The organism is Companilactobacillus alimentarius DSM 20249 (genome assembly GCF_002849895.1).
Lineage (GTDB): Bacteria > Bacillota > Bacilli > Lactobacillales > Lactobacillaceae > Companilactobacillus > Companilactobacillus alimentarius.
The window spans coordinates 1,370,346-1,393,673 of the sequence record NZ_CP018867.1; the positions used below are offsets into that span (position 1 = coordinate 1,370,346).

General features: G+C 34.3%; 24 protein-coding genes. 3 read left to right on the top strand and 21 right to left on the bottom strand.

Translation table 11 applies throughout. The features are described 5' to 3' along the window. Positions 1 to 54 precede the first annotated feature (54 nt). The 14 genes from LA20249_RS06585 to LA20249_RS06650 all read right to left on the bottom strand — a co-directional run bounded on the left by LA20249_RS06585 (position 55) and on the right by LA20249_RS06650 (position 13,367). Complete coding sequence (locus tag LA20249_RS06585; protein WP_057738290.1) at positions 55 to 843, bottom strand: hypothetical protein; 789 nt, start codon at positions 841 to 843, stop codon at positions 55 to 57. 37 nt (positions 844 to 880) lie between these two features. Further along, positions 881 to 2,008 (bottom strand): AI-2E family transporter, encoded by a 1,128-nt coding sequence (locus tag LA20249_RS06590; RefSeq protein WP_057738287.1) that lies wholly within the window; start codon positions 2,006 to 2,008, stop codon positions 881 to 883. Between the two features lie 99 nt (positions 2,009 to 2,107). Beyond that, complete coding sequence (locus LA20249_RS06595) at positions 2,108 to 2,971, bottom strand: helix-turn-helix domain-containing protein (protein WP_057738285.1); 864 nt, start codon at positions 2,969 to 2,971, stop codon at positions 2,108 to 2,110. A gap of 208 nt (positions 2,972 to 3,179) precedes the next feature. Beyond that, on the bottom strand, positions 3,180 to 4,085 hold the full coding sequence (locus LA20249_RS06600) for a glycine betaine ABC transporter substrate-binding protein (RefSeq protein WP_057738283.1): 906 nt from the start codon (positions 4,083 to 4,085) through the stop codon (positions 3,180 to 3,182). Between the two features lie 10 nt (positions 4,086 to 4,095). Beyond that, positions 4,096 to 4,962, bottom strand: coding sequence for an ABC transporter permease (locus tag LA20249_RS06605; protein ID WP_371861852.1), 867 nt, complete (start codon positions 4,960 to 4,962; stop codon positions 4,096 to 4,098). Then, positions 4,952 to 6,163, bottom strand: coding sequence for a quaternary amine ABC transporter ATP-binding protein (locus LA20249_RS06610; protein ID WP_057738281.1), 1,212 nt, complete (start codon positions 6,161 to 6,163; stop codon positions 4,952 to 4,954). Before LA20249_RS06610 ends, LA20249_RS06605 begins: the two co-directional genes overlap by 11 nt. 331 nt (positions 6,164 to 6,494) lie before the next feature. Further along, positions 6,495 to 6,899: a MerR family transcriptional regulator gene (locus LA20249_RS06615; protein WP_057738382.1), complete on the bottom strand. Its 405-nt coding sequence runs from the start codon at positions 6,897 to 6,899 to the stop codon at positions 6,495 to 6,497. A 197-nt stretch (positions 6,900 to 7,096) separates the two neighbouring features. Further along, positions 7,097 to 8,359 carry a D-alanyl-lipoteichoic acid biosynthesis protein DltD gene (gene dltD, locus LA20249_RS06620; RefSeq protein ID WP_057738279.1) on the bottom strand — a complete coding sequence of 421 codons (1,263 nt, stop codon included), beginning with the start codon at positions 8,357 to 8,359 and terminating at the stop codon, positions 7,097 to 7,099. 3 nt (positions 8,360 to 8,362) lie between these two features. After that, positions 8,363 to 8,611 carry a D-alanine--poly(phosphoribitol) ligase subunit DltC gene (gene dltC / locus LA20249_RS06625; RefSeq protein ID WP_371861851.1) on the bottom strand — a complete coding sequence of 83 codons (249 nt, stop codon included), beginning with the start codon at positions 8,609 to 8,611 and terminating at the stop codon, positions 8,363 to 8,365. A 22-nt stretch (positions 8,612 to 8,633) separates the two neighbouring features. After that, positions 8,634 to 9,845 carry a D-alanyl-lipoteichoic acid biosynthesis protein DltB gene (gene dltB / locus LA20249_RS06630; protein WP_057738277.1) on the bottom strand — a complete coding sequence of 404 codons (1,212 nt, stop codon included), beginning with the start codon at positions 9,843 to 9,845 and terminating at the stop codon, positions 8,634 to 8,636. After that, a complete protein-coding gene (dltA, locus tag LA20249_RS06635; protein ID WP_057738276.1) occupies positions 9,838 to 11,358 on the bottom strand; it encodes a D-alanine--poly(phosphoribitol) ligase subunit DltA in 1,521 nt (506 codons plus the stop codon). Before dltA ends, dltB begins: the two co-directional genes overlap by 8 nt. A gap of 20 nt (positions 11,359 to 11,378) precedes the next feature. Next, a complete protein-coding gene (locus LA20249_RS06640) occupies positions 11,379 to 11,528 on the bottom strand; it encodes a teichoic acid D-Ala incorporation-associated protein DltX (RefSeq protein ID WP_057738274.1) in 150 nt (49 codons plus the stop codon). A 604-nt stretch (positions 11,529 to 12,132) separates the two neighbouring features. Continuing rightward, on the bottom strand, positions 12,133 to 12,402 hold the full coding sequence (gene rpsN / locus LA20249_RS06645) for a 30S ribosomal protein S14 (RefSeq protein WP_057738272.1): 270 nt from the start codon (positions 12,400 to 12,402) through the stop codon (positions 12,133 to 12,135). 92 nt (positions 12,403 to 12,494) lie between these two features. Then, on the bottom strand, positions 12,495 to 13,367 hold the full coding sequence (locus LA20249_RS06650) for an ROK family protein (protein ID WP_057738270.1): 873 nt from the start codon (positions 13,365 to 13,367) through the stop codon (positions 12,495 to 12,497). A 255-nt stretch (positions 13,368 to 13,622) separates the two neighbouring features. Between LA20249_RS06650 and LA20249_RS06655 the strand changes: the two genes are divergently transcribed. Next, positions 13,623 to 14,429: a WxL domain-containing protein gene (locus LA20249_RS06655; protein WP_057738268.1), complete on the top strand. Its 807-nt coding sequence runs from the start codon at positions 13,623 to 13,625 to the stop codon at positions 14,427 to 14,429. A 73-nt stretch (positions 14,430 to 14,502) separates the two neighbouring features. Here LA20249_RS06655 and LA20249_RS06660 read toward each other — a convergent pair whose 3' ends face one another. From LA20249_RS06660 to LA20249_RS06690, 7 genes are all read right to left on the bottom strand, one after another. Beyond that, a complete protein-coding gene (locus LA20249_RS06660) occupies positions 14,503 to 15,894 on the bottom strand; it encodes a glycoside hydrolase family 1 protein (RefSeq protein ID WP_057738266.1) in 1,392 nt (463 codons plus the stop codon). A gap of 2 nt (positions 15,895 to 15,896) precedes the next feature. Then, positions 15,897 to 16,781 (bottom strand): ROK family protein, encoded by an 885-nt coding sequence (locus LA20249_RS06665; protein WP_057738264.1) that lies wholly within the window; start codon positions 16,779 to 16,781, stop codon positions 15,897 to 15,899. Next, entirely contained in the window at positions 16,781 to 18,262 is a 1,482-nt protein-coding gene (locus tag LA20249_RS06670) for a sialate O-acetylesterase (RefSeq protein WP_057738262.1), read from the bottom strand. Before LA20249_RS06670 ends, LA20249_RS06665 begins: the two co-directional genes overlap by 1 nt. Beyond that, positions 18,255 to 18,593, bottom strand: a complete 339-nt coding sequence (locus LA20249_RS06675) for a PTS lactose/cellobiose transporter subunit IIA (protein WP_057738260.1) — start codon at positions 18,591 to 18,593, stop codon at positions 18,255 to 18,257. Before LA20249_RS06675 ends, LA20249_RS06670 begins: the two co-directional genes overlap by 8 nt. A gap of 13 nt (positions 18,594 to 18,606) precedes the next feature. Further along, positions 18,607 to 20,037 carry a PTS sugar transporter subunit IIC gene (locus LA20249_RS06680; RefSeq protein ID WP_057738377.1) on the bottom strand — a complete coding sequence of 477 codons (1,431 nt, stop codon included), beginning with the start codon at positions 20,035 to 20,037 and terminating at the stop codon, positions 18,607 to 18,609. 1 nt (position 20,038) lies between these two features. Then, a complete protein-coding gene (locus tag LA20249_RS06685; RefSeq protein ID WP_057738258.1) occupies positions 20,039 to 20,347 on the bottom strand; it encodes a PTS sugar transporter subunit IIB in 309 nt (102 codons plus the stop codon). 183 nt (positions 20,348 to 20,530) lie between these two features. After that, positions 20,531 to 21,226 (bottom strand): GntR family transcriptional regulator, encoded by a 696-nt coding sequence (locus LA20249_RS06690; protein ID WP_057738256.1) that lies wholly within the window; start codon positions 21,224 to 21,226, stop codon positions 20,531 to 20,533. Positions 21,227 to 21,426: 200 nt separating this feature from the next. On the opposite strand from LA20249_RS06690, the gene LA20249_RS06695 reads away from it, so the two are divergent. Both LA20249_RS06695 and LA20249_RS06700 read left to right on the top strand, forming a co-directional pair. Further along, positions 21,427 to 22,503 carry a GDSL-type esterase/lipase family protein gene (locus LA20249_RS06695; RefSeq protein ID WP_057738254.1) on the top strand — a complete coding sequence of 359 codons (1,077 nt, stop codon included), beginning with the start codon at positions 21,427 to 21,429 and terminating at the stop codon, positions 22,501 to 22,503. Between the two features lie 88 nt (positions 22,504 to 22,591). Continuing rightward, positions 22,592 to 23,314 (top strand): UTRA domain-containing protein, encoded by a 723-nt coding sequence (locus tag LA20249_RS06700; protein WP_057738252.1) that lies wholly within the window; start codon positions 22,592 to 22,594, stop codon positions 23,312 to 23,314. Positions 23,315 to 23,328: the final 14 nt, after the last annotated feature.

Here is a 23,328-nt window from a genome sequence, read left to right on the forward strand (position 1 = left end):
AAGAAGGCACACTTCAATAGAAGTATGTCTTCTTTTTTACAAAATATTCATTTTCTAACCAATAAACCCTAAAATCTTAATCACTAACATAGATACCAAGATACTGATAATAGCATGAAACATAAATAAAACCGAAAAAGCTACAAAATAAATTGCTCCTGTCATCACTGCCACACGTAAGTTAAATAGATAAAGAATAGAGCCTGACACTAATAACGTTACGACCCAAGGCAAGATTCCTTTGTTAACAGTCATGAAATCATTATGACTCAAATCATAGCCAGTACTGGAAATCATGATTGTCAAAATAATGTACACAATTATCATGCCCCAAGAAGCATTGGCAAAGCTAGATTTCAAATTATCCAGAACTGTATCAAACAACATACTGATCGACAATTTAGTGTTAACATCCAAACTTTGTGCCAAAGTACTTAGGCTGAATTGTGCTTTCAATAAGAATTTTTGCAACAAATATAAAGCAATCGAACACATATAATATGGTGCTAAGCCAATAAAGAAGTTTCCTAACATTTGATAGACATTACGGTCATTCCAGCGGTGTTCCACTGAACCTAGGGAACCTGATTGTCGATAGTTCATATTCAACAATTGAACCTTGGTAACCTGATGACCAAATAAATAGGCAAACAGCGCATGACCTAATTCATGGATCACTACGCCAATACCACCAACGACTAATTGACTATTATTACCCAAATTATCGACTAACATAATTTTCGAAAGATGTCCAAGCCATGAAGTAACCAACGATGTTAAGTATGGTACCACTGTAAAAATGGCTACAAAGATTAATACAAAATCAAAGTAATTATTCCACAAAACAATCTCTCCTTAGTCAGTTTTGTAAATTATATTACTATTCTACTTTTTTTGGCGTCTTTAAACGATAATTTGTATCATTCTTAAGCAATTGATAAATGGTTGCAGCCACTGGTACTCCTAAAAGCATCCCCACGATACCGCTCAAACCACCACCAATAGTGATAGAAGCCAATACCCAGATTCCTGGCAATCCAATTGAAGTCCCTACAACCTTTGGATAAATAACATTGCTTTCAAATTGTTGCAATACCAAAATGAAGACTACGAACAAGACCGCTTTTAACGGCGATTCGACAGCAATCAATAAGAAACCAACGATGCCACCCATCCAAGCTCCTAGAATCGGTATTAAGGCCGTGATGCTAACGAAAGCTCCGACCGGCAAAGCGTATGGGAACTGCAATATCAACATTCCAATTGCACAAAGACTTCCCAAAATGATGGCCTCAGTCACCTGTCCAGCGATAAAACTAGAGAACATATTATTGGTAATCCCAATCACGCGATTGAATTTTGCGATATGTTCCTTTTTCATATAAGCCCGCATTAACTTCTTAAATTGACGACCTAATTTCTCTTTCGTAGCCAAGATGTAAATAGCAAACGTCAAAGCTAAAATAAAATTAACGAAACCCTTAGTAATCCCTGTGACAATTTTAAACGTAGAACCAAAGATACCACCAACGCCACTAGTTAAATACTTCATAACCTTAGATTGAACCGAAGACCAGTCAATATTCATTGATTCCAATTGATCAGAAATAAATGAATTGTGATTTACCTTCTCCAAAATATTAGACAAATCATTGATAAATGATGGAATAAATTTAAAGAAATTCGCCAAAGCACTAAAGAATTGTGGTAAAACGAGCCAAAATACTCCCGCTAAAACCAAAGAAACAATTATCAAAGTACTTAGGATAACTAAACCTCGTCGACTCTTTTGAAGAAACTTGATTTTAGTATTGGGGAAAAAGTACTTTTCCAATTTAACACAGAGAATATTCAAAACATACGCCATCACTGCCCCAAGAATTAAGGGCAATAAAACTCCGAACAAATTCATAACATTATTGTAGATTTGCACTGGATATATCAAGATAAATAGCAATAGAACAACAATAATACTATATTTAATTATACTTTTTTTACTAAGATTCATATATTTTCCCCCAATTTACTGTTTAACCAATATATCACAAAAAAAGGACGAGACAAAACATGTTCAATTCAAACACGTTAATCTCGCCCTTTAAAATTATTAAAGCTGATTATCCTTAACCCACTTTTTTATAATCGCAATTTCTTTCTTATTACCATTATATTCAGAGAAAACTAAAGCTTTATTAATAAAGTCATGTACTTTCGGATTATCACCGTTAAGTTGGTTCTCATTCATTGCCAATTGTGCATAAATTCTGGCAATATAGTAAGTAACATGATTTTCTGAACAAATTTTTACACCATATTTCAACAAGGTATTTGCTGTTTCCAAATCCTGCTTTTCTGAATAATAAATAGCACAGTAAAAAATAATGTTGATATAACGCCAAATCTTATTAACATCATCAATTGACATCGTATAAATATTATTAAAGACTTTGCTAAAATAATACTCGCTCTTGGCATCATCTCCTTGCTTGGCGTAAACCAAACCCATACCTACAAAAGACAAGAAAGTAAAAATTGTTTCTCCTCTAGCATCTAATTCTGATAAGATTCGATTGAAATCAAAGACAGCGTCGAATAAATCACCGTTATCTAAAACATTCAAATAGCCCTTTAAATAATAATATTGCATCATTAAATTCTTATCATTATTCAAAGTCTTAACATCTATTCCATCAATGATAACTCTAGCATCATCATATTCTTGAATAATCAAATTGAACTCAGCTTGCCCCATTTGCTTAGAAACTTTCTTACTGCTACTATCGCTGACCCCAATAATACTATCTAAAGACAACCCCAAACGATTACACAACTGTATTAAAATTTTTAACGATGGAATCTTCCCATTATTCTCAAACTTACTCAAAGTAGCTTGTGTACAAACGCCATTACTTAATTCCTTTTGAGAAAGTCCTAATTCTTTTCTTCTATCAATAAACGTCTGAATATCCACGTCATCGCTCCTATATAACATATTTATATAATAATTAATATAATTATATACCTATAATCAGGTCCTGTCATTGGAGCTCAGCAGCCATATCGTATACTTGTATTGTAATTATTACTATTTAATATACAAAGTTCAAATATTATTCCAATTCAATATAAATTTGCTTTTTAGAGCAAAAAAAATTGGAATTTCTTCCAATTTTTTTTAATTATTTATTTTTTAAATCGTTAATAGAATTAATATTCTTCATATATGTTGGTACAGCTAATCCAACTTTAGCTCCATCAAGGTTGGCTCCTAAGTCAACAAACTGACCTTTATAATCGGAATAGAATTTAGCAGCAGTCTTAGGTAACCAAGCACTAACCGTAGCGTCGGCAGCTTTAGTAGCGACAGAAGCCCAAACTGGTTGCATTTCCATTGATTGAATAGTTACTTTATAACCCTGATCTCTTAAGACCTGAGCAATAACATTTGTTGAAGCAATTTCAGAATCCCAAGCGACATATGTTAATTTCAACGATTGTCCATGGACCTTCTTAACACCCTTAGTCCATTTAGCAACTACTTTTGGATCCTTTTTGATCCAATCTGTAGCAGCTTTCTTAGGTGAGACTCCAGCATTAACCTTCAACATGACATCAGACATCTGTGAAGGTGTCCAATGGAAATTGTCTAAGATCTCATAGGCTTCAGGTTTATCTTTCTTCAAGCCCTTACGAACAATCGTACTGATATGCTCAGCTTCACCATAGACATTCTTAGGATCTTTTAAGAACTTCAATTTATACTTTTTGAACATCCAATGTGGTTGCCATCCGGTAATCACAATTGGTTGTTTGTTTTTATAAGCTTTATCCAAAGTACTAGTCATGGCCGAAGTTGAACTTGGTTGTAACTGCCAATTCTTCTTATCCAAACCATACTTCTTGATAGCTGTTTGAGTTGTACTCATTTCACCAGCACCAGCATCAATACCAGTGATCGTGTAATTAATTTGAGGCCCCAACTTTTCCTTACTGTTGTATGGAGCTGTTTGTGAACTACATGCGGAAATAATTGGGATAATCAAGATTGCTAATAAGAAAAGTTTAATAAACTTTTGTTTTTTCAAAAAATCCCTCCTAGTTCTTTCTGCGTGTTCGAGTTAATGATTGAGTCAATCTATCTAGAATAATTGCCAAGATAACGATTGACAAACCAGCGGCAAAACCATTACCTGCATCGTTTCTACCAACGGCAAAGTAAACTTCTGTACCAAGTCCCATAGCACCGATCATAGAAGCAATAACAACCATTGATAATGAAAGCATCATACTCTGGTTAACACCAGCCATCAAACTGCTTTTGGCAATTGGCAATTCAACCTTAAATAATTTTTGCCACTCTGTTGAACCAAATGAATCTGCAGCTTCAACAAGTTCATTAGGAACTTGACGAATACCCATATTAGTCATTCTAACTGTTGGTGGCATAGCGAAAATAACTGAGGCAACGATACCAGGTACCATACCGATACCAAACAATGCAACGGCTGGAATCAAATAAACAAAGGCTGGCATTGTCTGCATGAAATCAAGAATTGGTTTCAATATAACTTCTGCTACATGACTCTTAGCCATCAAAATACCAAGTGGAATACCTATTACAATAGCGATTAAACTGGCCGTTAGAACCAGCGACAACGTTTGTGTCATATCACGCCAGTAGTTAAGGTTCCAAATCAAGAGAAGACCTAAGAATTCAAAGATCAATAGTCCCCAATTTTGTTTATCGCGATTAACAAAATATGTTAAAGCAAGTATTAGTACGATAAATAGCCAGATTGGAATGAGATCGAAGACCCATTGGAAAGCACTATTAATGGCACCAATAAAATTAGTGACACCGTTGAAAAATCCGGTGAATTGAACTAACCAGTCAACAAAACTGTCAACCCAGTTAGCCAATGGAATTTTGGAAATACTACCTAAAATAAGACTACTCAAAATCGCTCACCTCATTTCCTGCTAAGGCACCCAATACAGCACCTCGAACAATAATTCCCTTCAATTGCTTCTTGTCATTGACAACAGCAAATGGAATACCTGTTTGAGAAATATCATCCATTAAATCAGAAATTGGTGTATCTTCCGTTGTTGTTGGAACTTTATTTTGAATAATAGGTGTAATATCCCCTTTCTTCTCACGAACTAGTTTGATAACATCATTGGCATCAACGACCCCTAATAATTTACGATTGTCGTTAATGATATAGGCAGTCGAAACTTCATTAGCCTTCATCATCTTCAAGGTCAAACGTGGACCAGCTTTTTCAATATTGATTGTCATCGGACGAATCATAACATGTCCAGCAGTCAAGACTTTACTACGATCAACGTTTTCAATAAAGTCTTCAACATAGCCATTAGCGGGATGTGTCAAAATATCTTCTGGCGTACCAGTTTGAATAACCTTGGCATCCTTCATAATCATAATACGATCACCGATCTTCAATGCTTCATTCAAATCATGACTGATGAAAATAATCGTCTTATGAAGGCGTTCTTGAATATCAAGTAATTGATCTTGCATATCAGTTCTATTCAATGGATCAAGAGCTGAAAAGGCCTCATCTATCAAAAGAATCTCAGGATCGTTAGCTAAAGCACGAGCCAAACCAACACGTTGTTGCATACCACCTGATAATTGGTCAGGATACTCATCGTTATAGCCAGTAATACCGACAGTCTCTAAAGCATCCTTAGCTTTCTTTTCACGTGTCTCTTTATCAACGCCTTGGATTTCTAGACCATACTCAGCGTTTTCCAAAACTGTCCGGTTAGGTAATAGTCCAAAGTTTTGAAAAACCATACTCATTTTCTTTCGACGAACGTCACGAAGCTTCTTTTTATCCATCTTCATTACATTCTCGCCATCAATCAAAACTTCACCCTCTGTGGGCTCGATAAGACGATTGATCATTCTTACCAATGTTGATTTACCACTACCTGATAGACCCATGATAACGAAAATTTCGCCATTATAAATCTTAAAATCAGCTCGGTCGACACCGACTGTGGCACCTGTTTCCTTGAGAATTTCTGATTTACTTTTTCCTTGTCGACTTAATTCTTTAGCTTTGGGAATCCTCTTACCAAAGATTTTTGTTAAGTTCTTGACTTCTACTTTTGTACTCTTATTAGTACTCATTAAATCCCCCATTCTTGGAATCGAAATAAACATACCTTCCTATGTTCATTATTTAGAAATAAAAAAGCTGTTATTTAACAAAGAAATAATAACGACCCTTATAACCCTAACAAATATGCCTCGCTTGTGCAAATATTTGAATCTATTGTAAGCATTTTAAACGTCTAAAAAAGGCGCCATATCCCTTTTTTAGGATATGCGCCTAGAGCAATCATAGTATAGTCTTCAAGAGTTTTCACAAAGTAATTTTCATTAATTTTTACATCAATTTTATTTATTAAAAATGTACATTTCCAAATCTTTCAATCGTAAATTGGATTTCCAATTAATTTTATAAGTGCATTTCCTTTTTAGCATACTCTTCTGTACCATCAGTTGTAGCCTTATCATAATATGCACATTTGAAATTAATTACATCTAAAGTTTCTTGCATTTTCTGCATTTGATTTTGAACCGATGTCTTTAATTCTTGAAACATTTGTAAGCGTTCATCTAAAGTATCGTCACCTTCTTTAGTCCATTGAACGAATTGTTTAATATCTTTAATCGGCATACCAGCATTCTTCAAACATTCAACCAACTTCAAGGAACCAATATTTTCTTCAGTGAAGCGTCTCACACCAGCTTCATTCTTATTAAGATTGGGAATTAGGCCCTCTTTATCATAGTAACGAATTGTTGGTAAAGACAGGCCGAACTGTTCCGAGACTTCACCAATAGAATAAGTTGTTACCATTTCTTGCATTTATCATTCCTCCATAATTGTTAGAATTGACCTCAACCTAACGTTAAGTCGAGATATTGCTTTGATATTAACATTTAAATTCAAAAAATCCTAGAAATTGAAGTATTCTATTCTAAAAAATGATGGATCCAATAACTTGATTTCAAGTTATTGAATCCATCATTTTTAATATTTTAAGCCAAATTTTATTACTTTGTTACATTTTTATTTTTGGCCCAATCGTTAGTTAAGAAATAGCTATCCATCTTATACTGTGTTTCTTTGGGATTGGCTTTCTTAGTCTTGTAATAGCTCTTTAAATGGTGATCAAGCATTAACCAACCACGCCATCCCATATGAATAGTATCTTCGGCAATATAATTGGAATCTTTTACATTGGAAAGATCAACAATTTTATTAAAACCTTGAGTCTTCAATTGATACTTAATTTTTTTATCAAAATTAGTAATTGAGCTCTTTGGCATACCAGTATATTTAACCCAATGCGGATTAATTGGCTGAATAACAAACATCACTTCTACCTTATTTCTAGCAAACATGTAGAGCAAAGCCTGAAAATCATTATATTCTGGAGAACTAGTATATTTCACATGACGATGTGTATTCTTGTAGATATTGATTCTCTTTCTTAATTGACGCTTATAAAAAGTATCGCCAATCTGCATATCATTATCACGTGAACTCCGTTTGGCCATTTGGGTAGCTAATTTATTCAAATCCTTGTAGTCGTACTCATCGGGTAATTTGTTAGCTGCCTTGGCAATCATGGGTTCATGATCGTTCATTGACAAAGACCCAAATAGATTATCCTGACTCTGTAAACTAGACCGAACAAAGCTTTCAATGTAAAAGCGTTGAAAACTAGTAATCTGTTTACCTTCAGAGATCCGCTTCAAAGCATCGTCTTCAATCGGACCTTTACTAACGCCTAGATCAAGGATTCTGCCAGCAACATACTTGTTCATTGCCTTATCACCAGTATTAGACTTCAAAATAAAACCAGTTAATTGTAATGGCGACAAAAAGTATTTAAAGGCCTCAGCCTGCACACCAGATCTACTGAACCACTGTGGAGAAATAATTAAAACAGCTTTATTTCCCTTTAAGTTAGTCATTCCACCCACATTCATTGCTTGTGTCAATGATGCAGTTCCCGGATTACCTTGCAAAAACGGCTTATTATTCCAATGGTATTTTTGAGCCATTGAAGACGGATGGAAAGGATCCATTCTCGAGAGTTCTGATGAACCAATAATAGGAATATAATTTTCTTTTTCAGCAGCGTTCTTAACACTTTCACCCTTCAAAACTCGGATATCCAATGAGGTTGCTGCTTGTCTAATTTTTTGAGGCGTTACCGTCTTAAAGTTGATTGGGGCCCATAAAAGAATCAATAACGCAGCTATAGCAACTATGACAGGCCCAAAAATCATCCATAACTTTTTCTTCATAATCTATTCCAATTCTTGTACACGTTGAGCAATTTTATTGATTGTTGACCATTGTGAACGATCAAATTCAGATACTGGCACTTGAATTCCAAAATCATCTTGTAAAGTTACTAAAACTTCAACTGTTGCCATTGAATCCAAAACGCCATCTTTAAACAAATCTTGATCAAAATCTTTACCGGCATCGTCCAAACCTGTAACGTCTTTTAAAATACCTACAATTTTTTCTTTAATATCCTTAATATCATCCATAATAAACTCTCCTATCTATAGTTTAAGCAAACCATAATTTATTTAAAATTCCTGAAAAAATCATGAAACTGAAACATACAACATTAAAAGTTAAGAAGATAGCAAAAGCTTCAGTAAACTTATTGCTTGGAATCTGTTTACGATGTCTCTTCTTATATCTCAACCAGGCATCATTAGTAATCATTGCCCCGGCATGGAAAATACCATAAACAATGTAGTACCAAGTTTCGCCGTGCCAAAATCCCATAATTAAGAACAAAGTAATATAACCAAAATTGGCGATCTTAACACGGCTCTTCATCCATTTATGCTTGATAACGGTAAACATCAAACGCATATAAATGAAATCACGGAACCAGTATGACAAGGTAATGTGCCATCTATTCCAAAAGTCTTTAATGTTATGTGATTTAAATGGTGCTCTAAAGTTCATTGGCGTCTTGACACCTAAAAAGTTACTGATAGAAACCGCAAAGAGTGAATACCCAGCAAAATCAAAGAACAAATACATACTATATACGTACATATAGGCTAACAGGGACCAAGAAAGACCTAATGGAGTTTCGCCACGATATGACAAAACTGCGATTTGAATCTTTGGCAACAACAAAGTTCCAAAGAAATATCCAATAATGAACTTGTACAAGAGACCCTGCATCAATTTATTAACACCACTGTGCAAAAGTTCAACATATTCTTCACGACTAGGTACTTTTAAAACATCTTTTTGAAAACGTCTGAATCTATCAATTGGTCCAGATGAAATTGTTGGGAAGAATAGTAAGAATCGAATAAACTCATAAGGCTTAATATCCTTAATTGCTCCGTCACGAATTTCCATAATAATTTCAACAGCTTTAAAGGTTAAATAACTAATTCCCATAAAGCCAAATAAGGAAATTGTGGCATTGTTTAGAAGTGGGTCTATTTTTACAAAGACTAAAGGAATAATCGCTAAAACTACGAATGAAGTAAATATCCAAAAGTCATTATGCTTTTTCCGATACGATAGGTAAACGAAAACTAAAAGCATTTCGTAAAGGATATAAAAGATTAACGAAATTCCTTGTGACATATTGCCACCGAAAAAGGTGATAACTAAGATAATGACTGTTGCAATGAAATCATATATTCTAAGACGTTTGCCAAACCATAAACCAATCATGATTGGCAACAAAAGCAACATTAAATAGATAAAATAATGCGGACTGCTATAAGGTGTAATATTATTCATTGATCTGACCTATCAAAGTCTTCCTATCAATTTTGCCATTTTTACTAATTGGTAGTTGCTTTACAAATCTCAAAACATTGGGAATCATATATTCCATCGTCGTTTCTTTCAAAGAATCCTTAATATCGGAACTTAAGTCATTAGCATCATCATCTTCAAATTCATTTTCCAATACAATACAAGCAATCATTTTGCTGACTTGCTTCTTATTATTGTATAGAGGCACTGTACAAGATTGTTTAACTTGTTTTAGATTGCCTAGCATTGAATCCACTTCTTCTAATTCAATTCTGTAACCATGCATTTTAATTTGAAAATCAGTTCTTCCGTGATAGAACAGCAAGCCATCACTAGCTTCACTAACCATATCGCCGGTGTGATAGAAAACTTTACCATTAATCACTTCAAAAGCTTTCTTTGTTTGGACTGGATTATTCAAATATCCCTTTGATACATCTGGTCCGCTGACCAATAACTCACCTGTTATCATCCCTGTTTTTTTATCAACATTTCCAATAATTTCGTGATCCATATTAGGTTTCAAATAACCAATTGGAAGTCGATCGAACTCAGACAGAACCTTCTCATCAATTCTAATGGCCGTAATAGCGACGGTATTTTCAGTTGGACCGTAAGTATTATAAAGTTCTGCATCAGGAAATTTTTTCAATAATTTCTTAGCTGTAGCATGAGTCAATTCTTCACCACAGAAAATGAACTTCTTTAATTGAGGTAAATGTTCTGCATCGAAACCTCTAAATAACAAGCACATTTCAAAAAATGAAGGTGTTGAAACCCAAGTGTTGAAATCGGAATCAACGATTGCGCTCTGCAATTTACCAAAATTCTTTGTCGTATCTTTATCGACTACATTTAAAACCGCTCCATTCATCAATCCGGGATAAATATCAAAGACAGAAAGGTCAAATGAGAACGGTGCTTGTAAGAGCATATTCATTTCACTAGAATAATTGAATTCTTTTTGAGCCCAATGCGTGAAATCTAATATGTTGTTAGTGCTGATTTGAACACCTTTTGGTGTACCAGTAGTTCCTGAAGTAAAAATAATATAAAAATTATCATCTGGACCAACACTACGATTACTGTCATAAATATTATTTTCAGAATTTAAAATGTGTTCCAATTCACTCTTGGTTACTTGAGGAGTATCGACGTCAAAGTCATTTGTTTTGCTCCAATTTAAAATCAAGGCAGGCTTTGCGACAGAATTAATTTGAATGACTCTTTGAGGATCTGAACCATCATCAACTGGAATATAAGCATGTCCAGCTTTGATAGAGCCCAGAAACATTACTAACATCTCAAATTGTTGACCACCAAAAATTATTAGCGGACTCTTAGCAGGCAAATAATTATCTTGAATAAAACTTGCTATACGATCCGATTTTTGGATCAATTCTTGATAGGTATGTGTCTGAGTTCCATTTTTGTAGCAAATTTTGTCAGGATTCTGCAATGCGACAGTAGTTATTGCTTCAATGATTTTATTCATCGTAATGTTTCCTTCTTCCGTTAAAATTCGTTATAAATAAATTTGGCACTACCGACACCGTTATATCCATATATATATATAAGTACTAGGAAAATAGCGAAAAATATAACCGTTTTAATAATAAAAACTGTAACCGGCTTCTTTAGAAAAACTAGGAAATTATTTTTCATAATTTACACCTCACTGAAAAGAGTTTGCTTATGCGAAAACTATCTAACCATTCAATATAAATGGTGTCAAACCAATAAATGAAGCCAAATAATTGAATATTGTTATTTATATATCATTCGTATAAACATTATAATAATGAGTATCCTTATCAGGTTTGGCTTTTTCTATAAGAAAAATTATTCTTTTTTGACACAAGCCAACTGACACATGAATTCTGCACGATATTTGTTTAAACAAATTCATTATAATAAAAATTAATCAAACTTACCACGATAGACACTCCGTCTTTGGCAATATTCAAAAAAATTGAATATCAATTAATTAACGTTTTTTTAAATCCATTAATCGCTTTGCCAAAATTCATTATGAACGAGCGGAAATAAAAGTAAATAATTGATTCATACAATTACCAAAGTGTTAGTCCCATGTGACATTTTTGTAAGATAATACGCTTACATACAACCAAGATTGTTTTTTATTTATTTGTTCGAAATAATTAAAATCATAATTATCATATCTAATTATTTTGGATATTTTTACAAAAAAAAGAGATTCCCATTTGATGGAAATCTCCCTTTTTATTATATTTTTTATATTTTATAACTACCAACTGGCTTTTCTAACACCAGGTATCTTGCCATCATGTGCCAAACGACGAAAGTTCAATCGTGACATGCCAAATTTTCTCAAATAGGCATGTGGACGACCATCCAGTTCATCCCGAGAATGCAATCTTACTGGGGAAGCATCTCGTGGCAATAAGCTCAATTTCTTATAGTCATGTTCAGCCTTTAATTTTCTCCGTAACGGAGCATATTTTGCTACTGTTTCTTGTAATCTTTTTTCACGTTCAATTTTAGCTTTACGAGCCATATATCAACCTAACCTCTTTTATTAAATTATTAAGAAGTCATAACGGGTGATTTCTTACTACGGTTCTAACGTATCAGTCTGAAATAGTTATTTCAAATACTTTGTTTGAAATCTACATAAGCACCAATCAAGTTGGCATCATTATGGTAATCGCAACATTTTATCACGGGCATAAATGGGGCAATCTTCACTACATCCAATATCTTATGGATTTCTTTCTCAATATTAGGTATCAAAAAATCTGCTTGAGAAATACCGCCTCCTAAGACAATCATCTCAGGATCAAAACTGTATTGTAAATTGTAGATTGCTACTGCCAAATGATGGTACAAATCTTGAGTCAAAGTTTGAGCTAATTTATCGCCATTTTTAGCCAATACGAAAATTTCTTTTCCTGAATATTTAGTGTTTCTTTCTTCGTTATAACGCTTAGCTAATGAGACCGCCGTTCCTAGTTCACTCAATGTTTGGCTTCCTTCTGAAAGAGTATAACCAAATTCACCTCCAAAAAGATGCTTACCGTGATGTACGTGACCGTCTAAAATCACTGATCCACCTACGCCAGTTCCAATAACCATGAATATTAAGTTTTTCATTCCTTGAGCAACCCCGCTATCCATTTCAGCCAAGGCAGCACAATTGGCATCATTTTCCATACTTACTGGTAAAGCAAATTGCTTCTCTAACTCTGCTTGTATCTTAAAATTATGAATATACGGTAAAGCACTAGCACCTTCAATTACGCCGTTTTTCTTATTGACGGCTCCGGGAGTACTCATTCCAACCCCTGCTAAATCATGATTTTCTTTAAAAGAATTAATCACTTTAGTAAGTCCAGAATAATAACCATTCAAGTCATCTGGAGTCTCAAATGATCCCTTGTCAGTTAATTCTTGTTTCTTTGCATTCCATAAACCATATTTAATACTTGTACCGCCCACATCAATCAAAGCTACATCTTTCATTCTTGCTCTCCTCTCGTGCAACCGTTATCATTTAATACATTCAGAGTAACATATAAATCAAAAAGTTATTTAAATTCTCGTTTTAGAAATCAAAAATAATCGAAATCCAAAAATAATTTTGCTCATTATATAACATAATCATTTTTCATTTTTTATAAAAAACATTTATGAATTACGATATAAACCATTCAGAATTTTTTGCTAAACTCTAAGTATGAAATAGGTTTATAGGCCAAAAAGTTAGGGGGTTAGCTAATGAAATCAATCAAAAAAATCATTTACTTATTAGCGTTGGCTAGCCTTGGTCTGTCCTTAACACCCCTAACAACAGTCCAAGCAGCCGATACTAAGGCTTTGACTGTTCAAAATAGTCTCGATAGCACTTCTAGTGATAATTCAACAGATTCTAAATCAATTGTTACCGCTTTAGATGCAACTACAGACGCTGCCGATTCTAAGGCCTCAAATGTTAGTGTAACTGTTCTTTCCGGTATCTTGACACTTGATGCTGTTCCTGATTTCAATTTTGGAAATATGGCACCTGGTTCTACTGTTAAACTAAAGAGCAATGATGCGGACGTGTCAGATTTCAACACTGATAAGGATTCTGGCACTGTCAATGCTGGTATTGATGGTAACAAAAATGGTTATCTTCAAGTTACCGATTCACGTAATCTAACTGACTCAAGTAATATGCCCGGCTTCCAATTGACAGCATCAATCGGACAACTTCAAACTAGTGATAATACACAGACGCTTGACGATATCCTTCATCTTAATTCACTTAACCTAGTAAATTCTAATGATGAAAATGTTTCAAACTCTGGTTCAACACTCAAAACTAATGATGTAGATATCAGTAGTTTAGATGGCAAAGCTCAGACGGTCATGAATTTAAAGAAGGGTGAATACAACCCCGGTGTAATTAGGGCAACATACAACACGCCCGACAGTGCTAATCTTACAATTCCAAGTTCATCAAGTAGCTCAAAAGAAGCTAAAAATATGAACGCTGTTGTTACTTGGACATTAACTGCCAGTCCTAGTGTAACTTCAAACTAATAAGTTAATACAAAAATGAAAATAAGGTTCAGAGATTTTGGGACGCACCCTCAGATCTCTGAACCTTATTTTTTTATTCTATTTTATTAGTACTGCTTACTTTACTGTACCAGTGGGCCGACTTTTTTAATGTCTTAGTTTGAGTATGAATATCATCACGAATCAATCCATAACGATTACGATAAGCATTCTTCCAAGACCAACAATCAATAGCTGTCCAAACAAAATACCCATGGCAATTGGAGCCAGCTGCAATCCCTTTATGCAACTGTACAAGATGTTCACGAATGAAATTAATTCGATAGTCATCCTGAATAACCCCATTTTTCATAAATCGTTCTTCACGTGAAACACCCATTCCGTTTTCCGAGACGAACCACGGAATATTTCTATAATTATCACGAATATTGATGGCAATATCATAGAGTGTTTGCGGATAAATTTCCCATCCTTTATCAACATTCATGACTCTTCCAGGCATTTCATAATTGTCAAAATAAATATCTGGCATCCAATCTTGTAAACTCTTAGGCGATACGCTAGGTCTTTTAACTCTTTCTGGATGATAGAAATTAACACCTAAAACATCCACAGTATTCTCGGCAATCAATTTTAATTCTTCAGGCGTACTTTCCCAAAGTACACCGGCATTATCCAAAATTTTTACCAAATCAGCTGGGAAATGTCCCAAAACTGCTGGATCAAGAAACATATTGTCATCCCACATAGTTGCAAATTTAGCAGCCTTAACATCTTCTGGATCATTAGTTGCAGGATATGCTGGTGTTAAATTCAAAATTGTACCTATTCTCGCATTTGAATTAGATTTCTTTTTCCAATTTTTAAATTTTTCGATTGCCTTAGCAGAAGCTAAGTTTAGATTATAGGCCACTTGAACAGAAGCTGGTCCATCTACACGCAATGGATAATGAAATTGATATAAATACTCTCCATCCAAAATTACTTTAGGTTCATTAAAAGTAAACCAATTTTTAACTCGATTTCCAAACAATTCAAAACATTTTTCGGCATAATCTGCAAAGAGATCCGTTACATGTTTAGATTCCCAGCCTCCAAATTCTTGGTAAAGCTTAACCGGTAAATCAAAATGAAATAAATTAATATACGGTTCAACGCCGTTTTTCAGTAAACAATCAATCACATTGTTATAAAACTCTACTCCATCAGGATCAACTTCACCTGTATCCAAATTTTTAATTAAACGACTCCACTGAATAGAAGTCCTCAAAGCTTTTATTCCAGCCTGAGCCATTAAAGGAATATCTTTTTGATAATCGTTATAGAAATTTGAAGCTTCATCTGGTCCGACTCCGTCATAGAAATCATCTGGCTTTTTCTCAAACCAGTAATCAAAAACATTTTGATTAGGCTTATGAAAGTTACCTTCTGATTGAGGACCAGAAGTAGCCGCTCCCCAAGCAAAATCTTTTGGAAACTCTAACATAATTAACTCTCCTTTGGATAAGTTTGATAAAAGTCTACTGCAGCCCCACGAAGATTAGCTTCATCAGTATACTTACAAGCTACTACCTGTGGTTTAATTGAAGCAATTTTAACTACTTTACGAATTTTTTCAATTTCTTTATTTACAGAAGGAATTAGTTGCGGATTATTTGAAACTGCTCCCCCCAGAACAACTAATTCCGGATCAAAGCTGTACTGCAGATTATAAATCCCCTTAGCAAGTGAATAGTACATCGTTTGAACTTCCTTTTGAGCTCGAATGTCGCCTTGATCAGCTAAATCAAACACTTCTTTACCACTATAGTCAGTCTTGGGCTGAGAATTTTGATTATATCTTTGGGCTACGCCAACCGAAGTAGCTAAGTTACTCAACGTATTTTTATCATCTACTAAAGTAAAACCAAACTCGCCACCGAATAAATGTGCTCCATGCCAAATTTGATGATTAATGATTACTGATCCGCCAACTCCAGTACCAATAATTAAGAACAATAGACTAGAGACATCTTTATCCGCTCCTGAATCTAATTCGGCTAAGGCAGCGCAATTGGCATCATTTTCCATGCTAATCGGTAATCCAAAGTGCTTTTCTAGAGTTTGTTGAATCTTAAAATTATGAATATATGGAATTGCCGAAGCTCCTTCAATAACACCAGTTTTCTTATTAACTGCACCCGGAGAACTAATGCCTACACCAGTAATCTGATAATCTTTCTTCATTAGATTAACTTTATTAGTCAGACTAGTATAAAAATCTTCTAATGTTTCGGGAGTTTTAACCGAGGACAATTTTTTCAATTCATTATTTTGCATTACTGCAAATTTTATTGAGGTACCACCAATATCAATCAAACCTAAATTATTCATTATTTAATCTCCATTTCAAATGGTGCTACTGGAGCCAAGAATTCATTGAACAAAGTACAAGTTGGATAATTCTCATATGCATAACGGATTTTAGTTATATTTTCAGCATTATCAATTGCAATTATTTTGCCAACGGCATTAACTTCTTGTTTTACCCAAGTACCATTTCTTTGAACTAAGAACTCTGTCTTTCCTTTTTGGGACAAAATACCAGCTGCTTTGACAAATAGAATCAATTTGTCGCCGACTATTTGTTGTCGATAAACATAAGGGGTTGAATCGTAACCATTACCGGAAATAATTTCCCCAATTCTAGTTCCAGCAATTCTTTTGTGAGTTGGATGAATATTGTGTTTTTCACCAGTATCTGCTATTGAAATCAAATGAACATCATTGATATTCTGAGTTACTTCCAATTGATATTGTCGAATAATTGCCCATGAATCTTTCGGTTCATCAAAATATCCTGGAAGTTGAACTACATAAAATGGTAATGACTTATCACAAAACAATTTACGCCAGCTTATAATCAATCCTTTTAACATAGTTCCATAGACATCTGGATTAGGGGCATCATTTTCGCCTTGATACCAAACGACCTTATCAACCACGTAATTTTTCACTTGTTCAATCATCGTGTGAAATAAACCATTTGGACGTAAATATGAAGTTGGAGTCATTGGAGGCGGCCATGGCGTATGTCCTACTCTATCTTTAGCATCGCTTAGAGATACTTTAGGATTCTCAGATTGAAACTTTGCCAAATCAGTATTGTGCTTTTCTACTGCAGCATTATAATCAGAAAATTCTTGTTCATAATCAGCCTTACTTTTATTTGTCGTGGCTATTTTAAAGGGTTTGACGAAAGTATCTATCAATTTATTATCTGAATTCAAAACTGACTCAGGAACCCATGATGATATCGAAGTTCCTCCTTTATAGCAATCCACAATACCAATGACTTCGTCCGGATTTAATTCGTGTAATTTCTTAATCATCCAGAACCCAATATCTGACATTTCCCATAGTGTTTCTGCATTAGCAATTTGCCACTTAGAAGTTTCTAGATCTTTAGGCAATGTTATTTTGTCATCTTGATATTCTAGTTGAGGAACGTTATAAAAATAAACATTTTTCAAATTTAAATGAGCAATTTGCTCCTGATATTCTGAATCATCCCGAAATTTGAATTCAATATTCGACTGACCGGTTAGCAAAATCACCGTCCCTGTACGTACTTTTTTAAGCACAATGAATTCATCCAAGCTGCTAATTTTAATATTCGTAGTTACCTGAATTGGAATTGGTGCAATTTCTATTACCCAATCTCCTTTTTCATTTGCTTTAACAGAATAAGTTTTATCCAAAACTTCAAGAGTTACTTGAGTATTTCGGATAGCTTGACCACTAATTTTAAAAGGCTTATTGGCAGGAACTACCATACCATCCGTATAAATATTATCTAATCGTAAGCTACTCATTTACTTGTTCCTTTTTTAATTGCGTAATTTCGGCATGGAGATTGATGACCTTTTCAGCAACTGTCATCATAATATCAGCTGACATGAAATGATCCTGTGAATGAATCAACATAATTGTTTTCTCGACTTTTTCTCCATTCATTTCATCAGTCATCCATTGAGTTTGAATATTATGTGCTTCATGTAATGTTTTTTTAGCCGTTTTCAAAGTAGTTCTAGCCTCATCAATACTACCTTTTTCAGCTTGATTCATCGCATCTATACACATTGATTTAGCTGTTCCTGCAACTGAAATTAAATTCATAGCTCGTTTTAATTGCTTTTCATCCAACTTGTTTTTCCTCCTATGCTTGACTAGTTCTCAATTCTTTTTCTGATTCTTTATGTGCTTCGTCCATTTCTTTTTCTTTTACAATATCAGGGTTCAACTTATTATCCATCTTGACAAATGGGTAATAAATTGCAGTTGTTACTACAACAATAACCGCTTGAACAATTAAGCCCTTGATGGAACCTGTATAAAGAAGTCCTGAAAGTAATGTTGGTACAGTCCATGGAACATTATTAACAATTGGTCCAATAAATCCAACTTTGATAAAGAATAGTCCAATGTAGAATGCTAATGGTTGAGCAACCAACCAAGGGATAAAGTACAAAGGATTCAAAATAATTGGTAAACCGAAAGTAACAGGTTCTGAAATATTAAAGATTGCTGGCATCAAAGAAATCTTAGAAACTTTTTTAGCCGCAGCTCTCTTTGAAAATAGAATTAATGCTAAGACTGGTGATACTGAACATGAACCAGCAGCAACAGTTGAAAAGTTCATAAACAATGTTGAATAAATATGATGTGCTTGACCCAACATATTTTGGGTATCATTGATATTCCATGTTAAACCAAAGATTGGTCCCCAAATTGATGTTGGATGAATACCAAACCATTGCAACAAACTCCAAGTAGTTTGTGATACAAAGGCAAATAATCCGGTACCAGAAATTGCCAAAGCTGGTTTTTGAAGAGCAGTCAAAAGTAGTTCTGGCATTGTTTCACCGGTAAATGTTGTACTCAAACCGGTTAAGATAATGAAAACGCCCATTGTAATAACACCGGGAATCAGTGATTCAAAACTCCGTGCTACAGCTGGTGGTACTGAATCAGGCATTTTAATAGTGATGTTCTTTTCAAGGACTTTGTTATAGATCCATACAGCAAAACCACTAATTAGTAAGGCTGCAAAAACACCTTTAGTTCCGAAAAATGTTGTATCCATGTAATTTAAAACATCAATTGGCTTTTTAGCACCATCTGGTGTGTATTGGAATTTCCATGGCATACAAATGAAGAATGCACCTAAAGCGTATAGAACTGAAGTCATATGTTCCTTACTCTTTGGAAAATACTTTCTCGAAAAAGTATGAGAGAAAATTACAACAATCAATATGGCAAAAGTATTTAAAGAACCATTGGAGACGAGTCCGATTAAGTTTCCTGTTGTAGTCAACCCTTTAAACAATCCCGAAGCAGCCCAAGCTGACCAGGATCCACTGATCAATTTACCTAGACTTAAACCTTGCTTACCGAAGATCAAACCATTGGTTGGATCGACGAAAACATTTTGAATCATAATCGCAAAACCAGCAATCATTGATGTAGCAGCAACAATAATGAAGGAATCACGTAATGTTAACAACAGCTTATTAGCAGCAATTTTACCAGCTACTCTAGTAAAGTTTGCTTGGAATTTTTGCATTCCGCTTCCTTTGCTTTTTCCCATTTTAGCCAATTCCCTTCTCTTTTAATACGTCTACAAGAACTTGTCCGTCCATACTTCCAAATTGTTGCATAGTCAAAAGGATAACCTTGGTGTTTGGATGAGCTGCAACGGTTTGATCGTAAGCCCAACCAATCTGTGGAGCTAGCAAAATAACATCTACATCATCCCCGACCTCATCAACCATTCCGAAGTCATAAGCATCAACTTTTACGTCTTCTCCCTTTTCGTCATAGACTTTTTGCATCTTAGATCCAATTAAACTTGTTGAAAATCCTCCACTACAGAAGATTGCTATCTTTAATTGTTTCATAATGAAACCCCCTTCATTTGTTAACGCTTTCAGTATAAATGCGTATACTTTTGAAGTCAATACCAATTATAAATTTGTTATAACAAATTATTGATTGAAACGCTCAAACCAAGTAATATCAATCAATTTTATTCAAAAAAAAATACAAATCTGCTTTCGCAAATTTGTACCTTCATATTTTTTTTAAATTGATTCGTGTAAAGAAAATTGAGATGAACGAATATAAGTATAAGCATATTCAAATATTTGCCCATTATCCAGAAACGAACGTTGTTCCACTGTTAACAGCGGTTCTGGCTTTGCTAAATCCAATAATCTCGATGTTTCATCATTCGATATTTCTGAAGAGATAGTTCTAATAGCACTATCCACTCCCAAGTCTAATTCTTTTTCAATGAACTCATAAATTGATCCCATCAATGAATCCATCTGCATTCCTTGAATTATTTTCACTGGCATAAAAATGTTTTGTAAGGCAATTATCTTTTCACCATCCATAATCAAACGTTCAATTTCATAAGTTAAATCAAATTGATTGATATTCATCTGTTCCATTACTGTTTGACTAGGCTTACTGACACCGAAATTGATTAATTTAACCTGATATTTATCAAAATCAAAAATTTCCAAAGCACGTTTGCTTTGAATATTTTCTCCTGGTTGGTTATCCTTTACAAAAGTACCTGATCCTTGGATCCGATAAATTAAGTCTTCATTCACTAAAATATCTAAAGCTTTCCGAACCGTGATACGACTGACGTTTAAAGATTTGGCAATAGCTGTTTCTTGAGGCAACTGCTCATTTATCTGGTATTGTTTTTCCAAAATCTGTTGTCTTAACCGATTCGCCACAATCACATATTTGGGCGTCTCTTTCATGTACCTGCCTCCGATAAAATCACTTTTTTCAACATTTGTTATAACAAATATCTACTTGCATTATAGGTAATTATAACGCACGTTCAATATAAGTCTAATCATTCGTCTATACCACTAGAAAATTCAACTTTTAATATAACTATAATTGTTTAAACATGATATTATATTATATAAAGGAAAATAAAAAAGAAGGAATTATCATGATTGAAACTACCACATGGAAACATAATTTTACCAACTACGATAATCTAGAAAATATTAATAAAACTGGTCATCAACATTTAGAGATTTTCCAACCGCTAGCAGGTCACAAAATTCGTCTACAATTAAATAACTTGTATGATGAATCTCCCTTAAAAATTGACCACCTAGAAATTTATAATAATTCAACAGACAAAAAAGCGGTCACCTTCAATCAACAGACATCATTTGAAATTGAACCTCGGCTATTAGAATGGTCGGACTGGATTGATCTAGAAATGAACGGTAATTCTTTTTTATCAATCGACATAGCTTCTCCTAATGAAACGATTCATACTTTGGGACTGACCATTTCCAATACCCTAATCAAAACTGAGGATACCACACCTCAAGCGGCTAAATATTTTTTTGGTGTTTCAGCAATTCAAGTTCAAACTGAACAAGAATACAAGCGGATTGCTTTTTTTGGTGATTCACTGACTAATCAAGGTAATTACAGTGGTCCTTTAGCATATGATTTGGAAACTAAATTTGGATGTATGACCGCTAACTACGGACTTTCCGGAAATCGAATCCTTCATCCTGGTCACAGCACTTCTCAATGGTCGACAAGTTTTGGTGAAGCCGGTTTCACTCGTTTTGATCACATGATTGCTGACTTCCAGCCAAATATCGTAATTTTCATGGAAGGCGTCAACGATTTATTACATCCTGGTACTGGATCACCTATCAGTGAGTTACCTAACGCTTACGCTCTAATTAAAGCCGTTTTCTCTCTCAAAAAGAAATGTAAAAAACACGATATTACTTTCGTACCCATGACGATTACCCCACCCAAAGGTAATATCAATGGCGGTGTCGATGGCTGGTCCGAACAAAAAGAGACTATTCGCCTAACGGTTAATCACGAATTACTTAAAATGCCTCATATCATTGATGTAGCAAATTTAGTTGGTACAAATGGTCGCTTGAAGCCAGAGTTTGATTGTGGCGACCATGTTCATTTCTCCGCTACAGGAGGTAAATTGGTTGCTAAGTTTGTAGAGGAACAACTAATTAGAAAGCGCATGATCTGAAATATATTTCATGATAATTATGTAAATGGTTTTTAATATAATGTAAAATAAATAGTGCATATTGATTTTATTTATTGGAGACATACAAATGGTTGAAACTACTAAGAAAGATATTTATACAGTCTTAAAACAGCGAGTCATTGATGGCTATTATAATATAAAGATGCGTTTACCGACTGAGGACGCACTGATCGAAGAGTTTAATATTAGTCGCTACGCCATTAGAAAGGCAATCAAGAAATTGGCCAATGATGGCTTAGTTTATAGTGTTAAAGGTAAAGGGGTTGTCGTTTTAGAGCAGACGCCCAAAACCAAAGAGATCAATCTAAGCCTAGAAGAAATTGATGGTCTTCATTCACTTAATTCTGATCAAGCAATTGATCGAAAAACAATTATTGCCGATTTTCAACAAGTGATTGTCGACGAAAAATTACATCATAAAACTTCCTTTGCAGTGGGAGTCCCCATCTATGCTATCCAACGTGTCAGACGTATTAACAACAAAAATGCTGTCCTCGATATTAATTACTTCAATGCTCAAATTGTTCCTGGAATAACTCCTGAAATTGCTAAGGATTCAATCTATGATTATATAAAAAAAGACTTGCAAATGAAAATTGCCGTTGTCAAACGTCAATTAAGAATTGAGCATGCTGATCAAATTGATCATGCTCATTTGAATCTTGGAATCAATAACTGTGTTGGCAATATGATCAGTTTTGCTTTCAATGATGACGGTAAACAATTCGAATATACCGAATCACATTTTATTCCTGACAATTTCATCTTCAATCAAATTATTAAATTCTAAAGAAATTATACAGA